Below are 14,638 nucleotides of genomic sequence, written 5' to 3'. Positions count from 1 at the left end.
AATGAGCGTGGGGGACGAGGGCGCGAAATAGTTAAAATTAACAAATAAAAACTCAGTCAATATATAAGCCTATACGCATTTGAGGGAAAATAACTCTAGTGATGCCCATCAATCGGATAAATGCTTAACCAGTAATAAAAAACCGGGTTGGGCAAATACAGCTTGATTGTTGGCACATGTTTCTCCCAAATTTGAAGATAAGAAATTTGTGGCTTTCTGGAAATTGTAATTTAGGTTCGGGAATCTATGTTGACCAACTCGCAAATACCAACTGTAGCAGCAGAATCATCGAAGTCTTTGCCAGCAACTGACGCTCAGACTAGGGTCAGTCAGTTTATGAAACAACTGCAAGACGAAATCACGCAAGCGTTAACAAAACTAGATGGTGTAGGCAAGTTTCTTGAAGATAGTTGGGAACGCCCAGAAGGAGGTGGAGGGCGATCACGTGTATTGCGAGAAGGTGCAATATTTGAACAAGCAGGTGTAAATTTTTCTGAAGTTTGGGGTTCCCATTTGCCAACCTCAATTTTAACCCAACGCCCGGAAGCAGCAGGGCATGGCTTTTATGCCACTGGCACTTCAATGGTATTACATCCTCTCAATCCTTACGTGCCTACAGTTCATCTAAATTACCGCTACTTTGAAGCGGGGCCAGTGTGGTGGTTCGGCGGTGGTATTGACTTGACACCTTATTACCCCTTTGCCGAAGATGCGGCACATTTACACAAAACATTAAAACAGGCTTGTGACCAACACCACCCAGACTATTACTCGGTGTTTAAACCGTGGTGTGATGAATATTTCTACCTCAAGCATCGTGATGAGACACGGGGCGTAGGTGGTCTGTTTTTTGATTACCAAGATGGCCAGGGTGCTTTATACCGTGGGCCAAATCCCAATGGGGGAGCGGCTATTTATAGCAACCAAGTAGGAACACCAGCAACCCGCAATTGGGAAGATTTGTTTGCCTTTGTGCAAGACTGTGGCAGAGCATTTTTACCAGCCTACGTACCAATTGTAGAACGGCGACATGGGATAGAGTATGGCGATCGCCAACGGAATTTTCAACTCTACCGCCGGGGACGGTATGTAGAATTTAACTTAGTTTATGACCGAGGGACTATTTTTGGTCTGCAAACCAATGGACGCACCGAATCAATTCTCATGTCCCTACCACCCTTAGTGCGCTGGGAATACGGCTATCAGCCAGAACCCAATTCCCCCGAAGCCGAGTTGTATGAAACCTTCCTTAAGCCTCAAGATTGGAGCAACTGGACACCTAGACAATAGTTGAGTTAGGAGTTAGGAGTTAGGAGTTCTTCCCTATCTCCCATATCCTCCTCATCTCCTCCACTCCCCACTCCCTCATTTGAAATTGCTATTCAGCACTGTTTTGGTGAGTTAAACTACCAAAGGTAAGCACTTAGCAGAAAAAGGTGACAATTTTAGCTATAGCTTGTTAATCTCTAGTGACAGCATTAGAAAATTCTGTAAGTAGTTAATCTTAAGAGGAACGCCACGGGGAGGGCTTTAGTGATTCAGATAGACCAAAAAAGTTATACAACCCAAGACGGAAACACCGTTATTGTCCTGACACCAGCAGGTCGCCTAGATATCACCACTGCTTGGCAATTTCGCCTGAAGTTACAGGAGTGTATTTCCAAACTCAGTCGCCATGTAGTTGTAAATCTGGCTCAGGTAAATTTTATTGATAGTTCTGGTCTTACGTCTTTGGTAGCTGGAATGCGTGATGCTGATAAAGTTAAGGGCAGTTTCCGCATCTGCAATGTACATCCAGAAGCTAAACTTGTGTTTGAAGTGACGATGATGGATACTGTCTTTGAAATCTTTGAAACAGAAGAGGAAGCTTTAGAAGGTGTACCTCGTAGCATCGCTAGCTAAAAAAGAGTTAGGAGACGCGATTAATCGCGTCTGTACAGGAGTTAGGAGCTAATTCAAACTTCATAACTTATGAATCATAACTTTAACTTATTAAATACTGATTTCGCTTGGTGTAGCGATAAGGGCCCATAATCGCTCCCCAAGTTGCTTTTCCAGTTGCTGGATCAATTCCTTTGTCGTAGCTGTGAAATTCTGCCGCTGTGGCTTCAAATCCCAAGGAAACATACACGCTATTGCCAAGATAACTAAAGCTGCAACGAGTTTCTGGTAGTGGCGTAGTGGTAAACTTATAGCGATCGCGGGCTAGTGTTTCTTGAGTAACTGTTAGGATACAACCTGGTAGTAAATCTAATTGTTCGGGTGTCAGTGTGTTTAATAAAGCAGGGTTATGACCTGCGCCGATTAATGCACCTGGATCTTGAGGCATATAGTATTGCACTTCCAGAGAAGTTTCAGAGTCGCTCCTCTGACGTAACCGGATAATTCGCTGGCGGTAAGGTTTATCTAGGTTAATAACGTTAGCCTGTTCGGCAAATAGGGTGATACTATCTTCTGTGAACAAATTAACTGGTCTTTGCCATAGGCGCAAGTGGACATACCAAACTGGTTCTCCTATGGCTTGTTCACGATTATCAAATTCACCAGCTAGGTACTCACCTAAAGCAATTAACTGTGGCGAGAAATTCATAAATGTGAAAAACGAATCATTAAAGATGATAATTTTTGACTAGTTTTTTAGAGGAAAGGGTCTTATCCCCTGTAGCTACTAGCTGAGAAAATACTTCTGATTTATCTATATTGTAAATGAAACCGTCACCAGCCAAAAGCTAAACTTGGCAAAGTAGCCTTTAAGCGAGAAAATAAGAATACGTCGCCCTTAACATCTTCTTTGTGAATAACGTCCGTACTGTCTCTGATACAAAACGAACTTTTTACAATCTTCATACCCGTCCGATCAACACTATTTATCGTCGGGTAGTTGAAGAATTGATGGTGGAAATGCATCTGCTATCAGTAAATATCGATTTTAGCTACAATCCAATTTATGCCTTGGGCGTCGTCACTACCTTTGACCGCTTCATGCAAGGCTATCTACCAGAACGGGATCAAGAATCAATTTTTAACGCCCTATGTCAGGCTATAGAGCAAGATCCGCAACACTATCGACAGGATGCCGCAAGATTGCAAGCTGTAGCTAAAGGTTTGCCAGTTAAAGATTTAATCGCGTGGTTGGGCCAAACTACTTTCTTAGATCGAGATAGTGACTTGCAAGCGCAACTGCAAACGATCGCCAATAACCCTAACTTTAAATACAACCGTTTGTTCGCAATTGGTGTATTTTCGTTATTGGAACAGTCAGATCCAGAATTGGTCAAAGATGAAAAGCAACTTACGGAGGCGCTGAAAACGATCGCTGCTGGCTTGCACCTGTCTGATGACAAACTCAACAAAGATTTGGAGCTATACCGTTCTAATCTAGACAAGATGGCGCAAGCACTGGTAGTGATGGCAGATATGCTCTCAGCCGATCGCAAAAAACGCGAACAACGTAAACAACAATCAACTACTCCAGTTGCTCCCCCAAGTTCTAACGAATAGTTAAGAGTTAGGAGTTACCAAGAACTCCCAACTCTTAACTTTATACGCCCAATAATTTGTATATTAAGCTGTTAATTATAGTCAGCATAAATGCCCCAATAACAGCACTCCAAATTCCGTAGCGCAAGCGAAAGCCTTCTACTAACAAAGCAGCAATACTAAAACAAACTACGGCAATCATAAATGTGAAAATGCTGGATAATAAGTCCAATGTGAGTAAATTTGGGACTGCAAAAACGATACTTAAAATCGGTCGGACTATTGCTGTTACGATACCAAGCACCGCGGCAGAAAGGAAGGCTTTACCTGGAGTGTTAATTTCGACTCCTAGAGGCAATTTGCTAATTATCAACAAGCTGATAGCTGTTACTACCCAAACAATTAAAAGTGTCATAATATTCATGCCACAATCTCTGAAACGTGAATGGCAATTGGTGATAAATTACTTCAGTTTATCGGTGGAAAAATCTTTAAAGCTCAACCAATTATCTATAAATTAGCAGGAAATTTTTCTCTAACAGAATTTTATTTTAGATATCTTTATGTTTGGGAAAGAGCTTGAAGGGGAGTGGAAAGATGAGATAAATTCTAACTCTCCCCTGCTCCCCTGATTACTGAGCGCAGTCGTAAAGCCTGCGGCATAGCTACGCAAAGGGCGCAGCCTCTCCAAGAGTTCTATGCTCCCCCTTGCCCTATGTCATCTTTTAAAAGGAGGTTGGGTTTTTCTAGGTGCTACAGGCGCTTGAGATGCTGGTGGGTTGGAAATACCAGGATTGATAGGACTGATGTTTTGTCCAGTTGGAGGTTGACTTACGCCAGGAAAGGGTACGGAATTGGGTGCTAAGGGAAATTTAGGGTTAAGATTCCCTTGGGGATTGATGCCTGGAATTGGTGCAGCACCAGGATTGATTGGGAAAGAAGGGATATTAGGCTGGTTGAGTAAGTTTGTGGGTGGTTGAGATGGGCCAGGAATAATTCCCAAAGAAACGCGATCGCCTCCTACTTGCCGCAGCAAATCCAATGTCTCAATTACATCATTGTAAGTTGCTGTCCGCGAAGCATTCAGCACCACAACAGCATTAGGGTTTGCTTGGAGATACTGTTTTAACCTCGCTCCCAAATCCTCCCGTTTAACAAGCTGTTTTTCTATGTAAGTATTGCCAACAGCATCGATAGTTACAATCAGACTTCCACTCTGTGATGTTATTCCAGATACTGAACTGGCGCTGGCTTTGGGCAAATCAACATTTATTGCCTGTTGCCGTGTAAATTGTAAAGCCGCTAATAGAAAAAACGTCAGAATACAAAAAACAACATCAATTAAAGGGATGATTTGAATTTGGACTTCTTCAATTGGAGTATGTAGATTAACTTTCATTTTCTCAATTTAAACGCCTGGTTTTGGGGTTGAATTTTTGACTAATTAGATGCATTCGGCGGTTCAGGAGATTCAGAAACCTTAGTCTTTCCTGGCTTGCGGGGTGGAGTGAAATTTTCCGGCACAATTGCTGATGTACTATTACTAAAATCAGGTGGAGACTGGCGATAGAGCAATTCCATCTCATTCCCTGCCTTCCGAAAAACTTTGACTTGGTTAACTACAAAACTTTGAAATAGGCGGTAAAATATCAAACTAATGATGGCAACTATTAACCCCGTTGCAGTAGCAATCAGGGATTCACCAATACCAGTAGTCACCCCAGCTGTAGATTCAGTTCCCAAATCGCCAATCCGAATTGCTCGCAAAGCGCGGATTAAACCCAAAACCGTGCCCAACAATCCCAGCAATGGCGCTAGGGCAATTACGGCTTCTAAAAGTTTTTCACCTCGCCGCATTCCAGCCAATTCGTCTTCTGCTGTAGCCTCCAGTGCTAGTCGAAAGGTTTCGGCATCAGTTTTTGGAAAACGTAAGGGGGCGTAGAGAAAACGCCCAACAGGCTGATGGCTTGCAAGTCTTGCAATGTTCGCAGCTACTTGCCAATTATCCTGGGCAGCATCCAGGATGCGATCGACTATTTGCTTTTCCTGAGTCAAAATTCGCAACCAGAACCACAAACGCTCGAAAATCACACTCAAAGACAGAATCGACAGAACTAACAAAGGCCACATCGCTGGCCCGCCCTTATAAAACAAATCTAAAATATCCACTGTTTAAATTTCCTCCCTTTATGACTAGAGCAAATGTGTTAAAGCATTTTAATTCTAGAGATTAATGCAAAATGAGGGACTTCCAAAATATAAATTTATCGAAAACCTAAAAAGACAGTGTAAGCATGGCGTATTTGACTTAGACTGCTGCACAAACTTGCTGCGGGTAAGGCAATTGAATGATCAACTCCCTTCCTTCACCAAAAGTATAAAAACATTCCAGTTTACCACCATGTTTTTCGGTGATTAATGGATATCAGCTGCAACCATCCCCAGGAATCGATTCTGCACATCATAAATGGGACGATCTGCTGAAGCAACAATGTATGGATGATTGGGATAATCCAGGTGAAAATCCGCAACCAGATAGGTTTACCCGCTTTTACGGCTTCGGTATACCAAGTTTCCTTAAAATTGTCCCAATCATAAATAGTAGTGATATGGGTGCGATCGCCCTGATTATTTGTTGCATAAGTAGAGACATTTTTTGGAGGCTTGACACCCCAATCATCAATCGTGACGGTTTTGCGATCGTAACGAGCAAATCCTGTGGTACTGAACTCTTATGCAGAATCACAGAGTAGGTATTTGGTGACAGATTACGAGTAGCGTCTTCCAGACTAACTAGGGCGGTTATTCCCACCAGGAATTTTTAGGATAATTTGCCAAAATTAAAGATAACTGGAGGTTCAAAATATGAAATTTTCAATCCAATCACTTTACACCTGGTATGGCGATTTGCTTCGTAACCCTAAATACCGTTGGTGGGCAATTTTAGGAACACTAGTCTATTTGGCCAGCCCGATTGATATTCTTCCAGATTTTATACCCGTTGTCGGGCAGATTGATGATGTTTTCCTTTTGACTTTGCTGGTTTCTGAGGTGTCTGGGCTAGTAATTGAGGGCTGGAAAGCTCGTAAGGGTGATGTGGGTACTGAAGCACCTAATACCACTGAGGCTTCTACCTCTACTGGAAGTACCATTGATGTTGATGCTGTTTCTGTTAAGTAAATTTAATAAAACCCCTGCTTTTAAAATCTGAGGTGGGGGATATTTTTATTAACGCAAAGGGACGCGGAGGGAAACGCAGAGGAACGCAGAATAAGAGTTAGAGGTTGTTGGCTACGCGTTTGATACCTTCTTTGAGGTGGAGGACGTTAAAGTTGATCAGAAGACCTAGTTTGCAGTTTGCTAGTTTAAGATAGGTTAAGAGTTGAACGGAGTGAATCGGGTTGAAGGATTCTACAGATTTAATCTCTACAATTACTTTGTTTTCGACTATCAAATCTAGTCGATAAACGCATTCCAATTGCACATTTTGGTAAACCAAAGGCAATGGAATTTGCTTACCAACATACAATCTGGCTTCCTTCAACTCGTAATCCAAGCACACCTCATAAGCTGACTCCAATAAACCAGGCCCCAAAGCAGTATGCACCCTCATCGCACAACCAATAATCACCCCACTCAACTCATTCTCTTTCATCCTCTGCGTTCCTCTGCCCTTTCCTTTGCGTCCCTCTGCGTTTAAAAATCTTTCACAAATTCCGTCAAGAACCTAAATGCCTTCAAAATATAACTAGCACAATCTCTAGGAGAGGTGTTGTAAAACGATTGCCACGCACTAGCTTTATCCTCATCATAGCGATCGCTGCGATGAGTATGGTTTTCTAGCCATGCTAATCGCACTGCATGACCAATTAACACATCCAACACGATATATTCTTCGATTTGCAACTTGGGATTATTAGCTGCGATCGCTCCTAATTCTATTAATGCTTCAATATTAACTTGGCGATATTCTGAAGCTTCGATTTTATTTAGTAAATGCTCAATTAACAGAGCAAAATTTCTTTCCCCCGCTGTCATTTCCGACAACATCACTTCACTATCTAAACGATTGCGCCGCTCTAGTTTATCCCCAATTACTAGCCCTTTGCAATGTTGCATTAATAGCCAAACCTGCTTGAAAAACTCTTTTGGTACGCGCCCCGTCGCACCTTCGGCTTGACGGAACCGCCGCCAACCGCCTGGCGGGACTTGTATTTCTTCAGCGATTGCTGGTAACACCACCCAAGCAATATCACTTTCTTTTTGTTTGACGTGGAGTGATTCTTGCTGGCGCAACAGGTTACTCATGCCAGTATATCCAGTTAATACCTGACGTAACCGCATTTTTACTTCAAAGGGTGAAAGTTGCATTAAGTAATCGTATGCTTCATCTTGGGTAACATGCAATTCTCGCGCTAGTTCGCTGGTAATCAATAAGATGAGATAGCCGACTCTCAGCGTCAGTAGTCCCTGAAATAGTTCAGGTTCTGAGCGAATTAAGACACCAAGATAGATTAAAATCTCTTGGGTAAGGACGCGATCGCGTATATCTTCACGACAAAAATGATTAATTTTATCGGCAATTTCATCGTGGGACATGGGTACGGTAATTAGAGACGCCTCACTGTAAGCTTTACCCACAGCAATTTGCTTACCCCGTACCAAAATACTCGTAACTGCATCTGATAGGCTGATATCAACCATTTGCCGTAACCCCGCAGCCCGGCGTACCACTGCCCAAATACTTAAATCTCCAGCTTTGGTGTAAACTTCATCTAGTAAATCGGCTACGGTAACAGGATATCCTGGGCCACCATAGCCCGTATCAAATTTCATTCCCTGTAAGCGAATTAAAGTTTGCAATAACTCAATTTGCTCGTAGATATTCTCTGATGAGCGCAAATAAGAAAGTAATAATCCCAAGTTGGTTTCACACTCCATTTGAAATTCTTGGGTATGTCCTAAGCGCCAGTTTTTCTCAGGATGATAAGCTAGATAATAGCAACGTAGTCCAGCATTTTTCAGTGGCGATCGCAAGAATTCTGCATTTGGTAGAAAATCAATTCTTTGGATTCCAGCTGTCAGCATTAGCTGATTTAGTCGCCCTAATTTCACCCGCACACCGTTACAAACACCATCTTTTAGTTCTTGCATCAGTTCTAATAATGCCTCAGAACCGATTTCTAACATGGTGTGCGTCAACATTAAAGTCAGAGTCGGACGTCCTAAATCGCTCCAATATTTTTGAATGTAAGCTAGTTCGCTTCTAATTTGATCCAGCAAAAAATGGTAATCAAGGGTTAAGTAAAACTGTTGAGAGTCTGAAAATGAAGGTAAAAATACAATTGTTTCACCGCGAATCCGAAAGATTCTAGATGTTGTCAAACTCCTCAGTCGCCGTACTGGCCGCCCAGTTAAACCAAGTTTTTCATTACGTCCAATTTGGGTATAAATAGCGGAAAATTCTCCAGCTTTTCTCACCTGAATTGGTTCTACTTGGGTAGGTGTTTGTGCTTCGATTCCGTGAACTTCTAGTTTCATCTGTAAATCTTCATCTTCTGCTAATAAAGCAATTTGCACCAATGCCTCACGCTGTTTTCCTACACACAAATGTCTTCCCAAAGGGTCGATATCACCAACAGCAAGTATCCCATCACTCAACATTTGACTGAGAAGATATAAACTCTGTGCCCACACTAAGGGAATATTTTCATTAGGCAAACGTGGTTGCGTTTGCGGTGCTACCTTTTCTGCTTCTATACTTTCGGATGGGACATAATAAAGTTCTGGCAATAAACGTAAACCATTTTGTTCTATAAGTAATGATTCTAAAAGCTCTTGGTATTTTTGAACTTGTTCTGGCTCGCCGCAAAATAATCCATCTAGAACTAAATAAGTGAAAAATAATGGCCATTCGCATTCAATATGCTCAAATTGCTTCAGTTCCCACGGTTCGTAATGTAAGCGGTGATTGTCTTCTAGAACGGTTTGGTGTCCATCACGCAGGAAGCGTTTGCAGCCATATTTCCCTGCGAGTTTGTTGATAATATCGTTTAAAGTGCGATCGCGTAACTGCGAGTCTTCCACTGCAAAGGCAGGATAACTAATAATACTTAACAGCGCCGCATCAATTTCTTTGGAACCAGATTCCCTCGGTAATAGGGATTCTAAAGTAATCCGGGCGCGGGCGATTTCATCTGGTAGCACATGAATTACCGATGCTTGACTACCACGCACACCAAACAAATCTAGTCCATTGATAGCTTCTAAAGCAGCTTTTGCCATGCCTACGGAACTGGCATTTAACTCAGCATTACCACGATTAATTTTATTACCACGTTCCCAAATGCCGTAATCTGGTGTGCGGTAAGCTCGTCCAATGTAGTAAACCAAATTTTGGACGAAATTCACTTCATCAATCGTATAAATTATTTGTAATCCGGCAGCGGTCATTTGTGCCAATATCAGTAAAAATATAGATGTGGCATCAAGTTGCAAATGTCCCCATTGGTCATCACCAACAACAATGTCGCCAGTTGCGGTATTGTATTTGGCGTGCAGTCCATCCAGTAAGGACTGAGTATGTTTAAATGTCTCTACTTTATGAGCCTGTCGCATCATCGCAAAGAGTAACCCGCGCATCAGTTTGATCACACTATGTTCTAGTTCATAGGTGCGTCCTTGATCGTCGTCAATCTTGCGGTATGCAAGTCCTAAACCCCAAACTGCCAAAATGCTGTAAACGTTGTCTCGCACCCAGGCATCAGTATAATCACCGTGGGCTGTAATCGCTGTACTCGCAGGTAGTAAACCAGTAATCGGATTCTGCCGAGTTAGAATGATCGTTTTGATTTGCTGGTAGTAATACTCCAGGCGAGCTAGCAATTTGGTAGATGTTTTCATGATTTGGTTTAGAACTACTTGCAGAATTCGACCTTATGGCTGTGAAGTGAATTACTTAAACCGAGCCAGAACAAGTTCTGTAATGGTTGATGGGACAACAGCTAAAGGTGGTGTGAGTTTATTATTATCTCGTGTTAAAAAGTTTCTGGGTACTGAATTTTAGTGATCCCAAACTAAAATACGATATTTGTTCAAATCCTCCTTCATATATGTGACACTTTATACTTATGTTATTTTATAATTCTAAAGAAGGATCAAAAATCCAAATAAACTTTATTTAATGGTATCGTCGGCGAAAAATCAAGGATATCGGTGCGTAGACGCCTTTATTGTCGCAGATATTGCTGCAATGCTTTCTATTTACATCCTGCTGCTGGTTTATGTCCTGAATGTAATAGCCGTAGTAACACCAACAAAAATCCTCTTATATCCGCTTTCCTACACGCGCCAACCAATAGCTGCTAACAGAGGGAGTGGTTGTTCGGAATCTGATATTGGCCTGGGCCAATTTGCCCCTCGTTCCCAAACGGTCAAAGATAAAGCTGTGCATACAGCCTGTAGTGTAGTCGAGTTATATTCCCAAAATAAGAATATAGATTCTAAACCAGGACTTGTGCCAGCACTTACGTAAGAGAATAAATATTTAGGACTTTGTGGTAACTGTAAAGTGGTGACTAAATATAGCTCGTTTGATAGTTTCATTACTTAAGTAAGAAAGTGTATACATTAATCATGTAAGATAAATAAGCTATAATCTCAGCGATTGTATCAAGTAAAAATATACTTCTATTAGATATGCGATCGCATATTTTTTTAAAATGCCAAACTCCAGCTTGAAAGATGACCCATTATGGTTTAAAAATGCAATTATCTACGAACTAGGTGTTCGGACATTTGCTGACAGTAATGGTGATGGTATTGGTGATTTTCAAGGGCTGACAGAAAAACTAGACTATTTACAAGATTTAGGTATTACTGCTATTTGGTTGTTACCTTTTTTTCCTTCACCACTCAGGGATGATGGTTACGATATTGCCGATTACACTAGTGTCAATCCTATTTATGGCACATTGGAAGACTTTAAAGCGTTTTTGAGCGCTGCTCATCAGCGCGGTATTCGTGTAATTATTGAGTTAATTATTAACCATACCTCTGACCAACATCCTTGGTTTCAAAAAGCACGTCGTGCCCCGAAAGGAAGTCAGGAGCGAGATTTTTATGTTTGGAGTGATACTCCTGAAAAATACCAAGAAGCGCGAATTATCTTCCAAGATTTTGAGACATCTAACTGGGCTTGGGATTCAGTTGCCCAAGCTTATTGCTGGCATCGTTTCTATTCCCATCAGCCGGATTTGAATTATGACAATCCCTTGGTGCGCCAGGCAGTATTTGATGTTCTAGATTTTTGGTTGGAGATGGGTGTAGATGGACTACGCATGGATGCTGTGCCTTATCTATACGAACGGCAAGGAACGAACTGCGAAAACTTACCTGAAACCCATGCGTATTTGAAGGAGTTGCGATCGCACATCGACGCGAAATTTCCTAACCGGATGTTACTAGCTGAGGCTAACCAATGGCCTGAAGATGCAGCGCAATATTACGGTGCGGGAGATGAGTGTCAGATGAACTTTCATTTTCCCCTAATGCCGCGTTTGTTTATGGCAGTGCGGATGGAAGATAATTTCCCGATTGTAGATATTCTCCAGCAAACTCCATCGATTCCTGATAACTGTCAGTGGGCATTGTTCCTCCGCAACCATGACGAACTGACTCTAGAAATGGTGACAGATGAAGACCGAGATTTTATGTATGGGGCCTATGCACAGGACCCGATGATGCGGGTAAATTTAGGCATCCGCCGCAGATTAGCGCCGCTTTTGGGCAACGATCGCCGCCAAATTGAGTTACTCAATAGTTTACTATTATCTTTGCCAGGAACCCCCGTACTTTACTACGGTGATGAAATTGGCATGGGAGATAACGTTTATCTAGGCGATCGCAATGGTGTTCGCACACCTATGCAGTGGAGTTCTGACCGCAACGCTGGTTTTAGTCGCGCCAACCCGCAACGCTTGTATCTACCCGTCATTGTTGATTCAGAATATCACTACGAAGCACTCAACGTCGAGGCACAACGGACTAATACCAATTCTCTCTGGTATTGGATGAAACGTTTACTCGCTACTCGCAAACGGTTTGCGGCATTAGGTGAAGGACGTTTTGAATTGGTACAGTCTAATAATCGCAAAGTTTTTGCCTTCAGCCGGATTACCTCTGAAGAAGATGTCTTGGTAGTAGCAAATTTATCTCATTACGTGCAAACGGTAGCGTTAGATTTATCAACCTTCAATGGGCTAATACCAGTAGAAATTTTTGGTTCCACTGAGTTCCCACCGATTACAGAATCGCCCTATTTCCTTAGCTTAAGTCCTTACGGGTTTTACTGGTTCACCTTACAACGTAAATCTAGCTCAACTCAACCTCCTAAACCCCAAGCAGACTTAGTAACATTGCTGGTAAATGGTTCATGGCAGAATGTGATTGGGCAACGAGAGTCAAAAAGCATTCTAGAATCAACACTGCGGGACTATCTTTATACCTGTAGCTGGTTTGGTGGCAAAACTCAGACTGTACAATCAGTACAAATCATTGAAGCGATTTCTTTACCCTACAATCAGCAAATAGCTCAAATTGTTTGGTTGCAGGTAGATTATACCCAGGGAAACCAGGAAACTTATCTGTTATTTCTCGCTTATGCAGAAGGTGAGCAAGCAACACATCTTTTGGCAGAAATGCCGCAAGCTATAATTGCCCGGCTTGGGGTGCAAGGTAAAATAGACACTGCTCCACCCAATACTCAAGAAGTTGGAATTTTATTTGATGCTTTAGCAGACAAGAACTTTCTCACCTCACTGCTAGATGATGCGATCGCTAATCATCACTCTTATAAAGGGACAACCGGAGAATTATTTGGCACTACTACTGATTCATTCTCCGAATTGCGCCAAGAGTTAAATAATAGTGAGCCGAGTGTTCTGAATAAAGAAGAACAAACCAATACTTATATAGTTTATGGCGATCGCTTGTTGTTGAAACTCTTCCGTAAAGTCGAGGAGGGTTTGCACCCAGATTTAGAAATCCGGCGTTTCCTATACCAGGAAAAACGCTTGCAACACTCAGTTTTCCTAACTGGTGCTTTAGAGTACCGCCGTGCAAATAAAACAGGCAATAAAACTGCCCAAGCCACGACTATAGGCATATTACAAGAGTTTATTTCAGATATCCGCAGTGGCTGGGACTACACCCTTGATAGTTTGCAAAAGTACTTTGATTTAGTGACCACAGAACACGCCACTATTACTGAAGTGCCTCTGCCATCAGATTCCTTGTTGGATTTACAGCGAATTGAGATCCCAGAATTGGCAATTGCAACTATCACTTCTTACCTGCAAAGTGTTGATCTGTTGGGTAAATCCACAGCTGAATTCCATATAGCGCTGGCTAAAAATATAGATAGCTCAGACTTTACTCCAGAATCTTTTTCATCACTTTATCAACGTTCAATATATCAAAATGCACGTAACTTAACTGGACAAGTATTTCGGTTATTAAAAGAACGAGTAAAAGACTTGCCAGCCGATACTCAACCATTAGCATTAGAAGTTCTTAATAGCCAACAGAAAATATTAGAACGCTTTCAATTAATTGTTGGGCAAAAAATTACGGCATTGCGTACTCGTCATCATGGAAACTACCATTTATCGCAAGTATTTTACACGGGAAAAGACTTTATTCTTCCTGATTTTGAAGGCAAAACAGATCGTAGTTTAAGCGAACGACGCATCAAGCGATCGCCTCTACGAGATGTAGCAGGAATGTTGCTATCTTTCAACTATGCCGTTAACGAAGCTCTGGGCTATCAAAAAGAATCTGGGATGATCCTGCCGGAAAATTTACCCCTTCTAGAACAATGGGGACAGTTTTGGTATACCTGGGTCAGTACTAGCTTTCTCAATTCTTATTTAGAAACTGCTAGTGAAGAATCTTTCCTGCCAAAGACAACACAAGAATTAGATGTGCTGCTTTTTGCCTATCTTCTAGAGCAAGCGATTGATGCAGTAGGCAATGAACTAAATAATCGCTCCGATCGGATAGAAATTCCACTCCAATTTATTCTGCGATTACTGAGTGAAACTGCTTAAACAGGTTTTCACCGTACAAACTGCAAGAAATAAATAATATAAGGAGGAAA

At 41.9% G+C, this 14,638-nt stretch carries 15 protein-coding genes; 9 read left to right on the top strand and 6 right to left on the bottom strand.

Features of this window, described 5'->3' with window-relative positions; genetic code table 11:
* Positions 1 to 246 precede the first annotated feature (246 nt).
* On the top strand, positions 247 to 1,290 hold the full coding sequence (hemF, locus tag V7K21_RS26095) for an oxygen-dependent coproporphyrinogen oxidase (protein WP_335178369.1): 1,044 nt from the start codon (positions 247 to 249) through the stop codon (positions 1,288 to 1,290).
* A 243-nt stretch (positions 1,291 to 1,533) separates the two neighbouring features.
* Positions 1,534 to 1,902, top strand: a complete 369-nt coding sequence (locus tag V7K21_RS26090; protein ID WP_334722308.1) for an STAS domain-containing protein — start codon at positions 1,534 to 1,536, stop codon at positions 1,900 to 1,902.
* An 82-nt stretch (positions 1,903 to 1,984) separates the two neighbouring features.
* On the opposite strand, the gene V7K21_RS26085 is transcribed toward V7K21_RS26090, so the two are convergent.
* Positions 1,985 to 2,590: a chromophore lyase CpcT/CpeT gene (locus tag V7K21_RS26085; protein WP_335178367.1), complete on the bottom strand. Its 606-nt coding sequence runs from the start codon at positions 2,588 to 2,590 to the stop codon at positions 1,985 to 1,987.
* 203 nt (positions 2,591 to 2,793) lie between these two features.
* Between V7K21_RS26085 and psb29 the strand changes: the two genes are divergently transcribed.
* Positions 2,794 to 3,501, top strand: a complete 708-nt coding sequence (gene psb29, locus V7K21_RS26080) for a photosystem II biogenesis protein Psp29 (protein WP_335178365.1) — start codon at positions 2,794 to 2,796, stop codon at positions 3,499 to 3,501.
* A 40-nt stretch (positions 3,502 to 3,541) separates the two neighbouring features.
* On the opposite strand, the gene V7K21_RS26075 is transcribed toward psb29, so the two are convergent.
* The gene (locus tag V7K21_RS26075) at positions 3,542 to 3,904 is read right to left on the bottom strand and encodes a phage holin family protein (protein ID WP_335178363.1); all 363 of its coding nucleotides are present in this window, start codon (positions 3,902 to 3,904) and stop codon (positions 3,542 to 3,544) included.
* A gap of 21 nt (positions 3,905 to 3,925) precedes the next feature.
* Between V7K21_RS26075 and V7K21_RS26070 the strand changes: the two genes are divergently transcribed.
* Positions 3,926 to 4,063, top strand: coding sequence for a hypothetical protein (locus tag V7K21_RS26070; RefSeq protein ID WP_335178361.1), 138 nt, complete (start codon positions 3,926 to 3,928; stop codon positions 4,061 to 4,063).
* Positions 4,064 to 4,198: 135 nt separating this feature from the next.
* On the opposite strand, the gene V7K21_RS26065 is transcribed toward V7K21_RS26070, so the two are convergent.
* A complete protein-coding gene (locus V7K21_RS26065; RefSeq protein ID WP_335178359.1) occupies positions 4,199 to 4,879 on the bottom strand; it encodes an ExbD/TolR family protein in 681 nt (226 codons plus the stop codon).
* A gap of 41 nt (positions 4,880 to 4,920) precedes the next feature.
* Positions 4,921 to 5,649 (bottom strand): MotA/TolQ/ExbB proton channel family protein, encoded by a 729-nt coding sequence (locus V7K21_RS26060; RefSeq protein WP_335178357.1) that lies wholly within the window; start codon positions 5,647 to 5,649, stop codon positions 4,921 to 4,923.
* Positions 5,650 to 5,891: 242 nt separating this feature from the next.
* Here V7K21_RS26060 and V7K21_RS26055 point away from each other — a divergent pair, with 242 nt between their 5' ends.
* Both V7K21_RS26055 and V7K21_RS26050 read left to right on the top strand, forming a co-directional pair.
* Positions 5,892 to 6,233, top strand: coding sequence for a hypothetical protein (locus V7K21_RS26055; RefSeq protein WP_335178355.1), 342 nt, complete (start codon positions 5,892 to 5,894; stop codon positions 6,231 to 6,233).
* 112 nt (positions 6,234 to 6,345) lie between these two features.
* Positions 6,346 to 6,660 carry a YkvA family protein gene (locus V7K21_RS26050; RefSeq protein WP_335178353.1) on the top strand — a complete coding sequence of 105 codons (315 nt, stop codon included), beginning with the start codon at positions 6,346 to 6,348 and terminating at the stop codon, positions 6,658 to 6,660.
* A gap of 97 nt (positions 6,661 to 6,757) precedes the next feature.
* Here the strand turns inward: V7K21_RS26050 and V7K21_RS26045 are convergent, their stop codons facing one another.
* Complete coding sequence (locus V7K21_RS26045) at positions 6,758 to 7,135, bottom strand: GxxExxY protein (RefSeq protein ID WP_335178351.1); 378 nt, start codon at positions 7,133 to 7,135, stop codon at positions 6,758 to 6,760.
* Positions 7,136 to 7,176: 41 nt separating this feature from the next.
* Positions 7,177 to 10,383, bottom strand: a complete 3,207-nt coding sequence (locus V7K21_RS26040; RefSeq protein ID WP_335178349.1) for a glycoside hydrolase family 15 protein — start codon at positions 10,381 to 10,383, stop codon at positions 7,177 to 7,179.
* Between V7K21_RS26040 and V7K21_RS26035 the strand changes: the two genes are divergently transcribed.
* The 3 genes from V7K21_RS26035 (at position 10,382) to treS (ending at position 14,588) form a co-directional block, all read left to right on the top strand.
* Positions 10,382 to 10,546: a hypothetical protein gene (locus tag V7K21_RS26035; RefSeq protein ID WP_335178347.1), complete on the top strand. Its 165-nt coding sequence runs from the start codon at positions 10,382 to 10,384 to the stop codon at positions 10,544 to 10,546. The genes V7K21_RS26040 and V7K21_RS26035 overlap by 2 nt on opposite strands.
* 117 nt (positions 10,547 to 10,663) lie before the next feature.
* On the top strand, positions 10,664 to 11,014 hold the full coding sequence (locus V7K21_RS26030) for a hypothetical protein (RefSeq protein WP_335178345.1): 351 nt from the start codon (positions 10,664 to 10,666) through the stop codon (positions 11,012 to 11,014).
* A 187-nt stretch (positions 11,015 to 11,201) separates the two neighbouring features.
* Entirely contained in the window at positions 11,202 to 14,588 is a 3,387-nt protein-coding gene (gene treS, locus V7K21_RS26025) for a maltose alpha-D-glucosyltransferase (protein ID WP_335178343.1), read from the top strand.
* Positions 14,589 to 14,638: the final 50 nt, after the last annotated feature.

The organism is Nostoc sp. (assembly GCF_036919595.1).
Lineage (GTDB): Bacteria > Cyanobacteriota > Cyanobacteriia > Cyanobacteriales > Nostocaceae > Nostoc.
The sequence above is the reverse complement of the archived record's forward strand: the minus strand, read 5'-3'. Positions and strand labels throughout refer to the sequence as shown.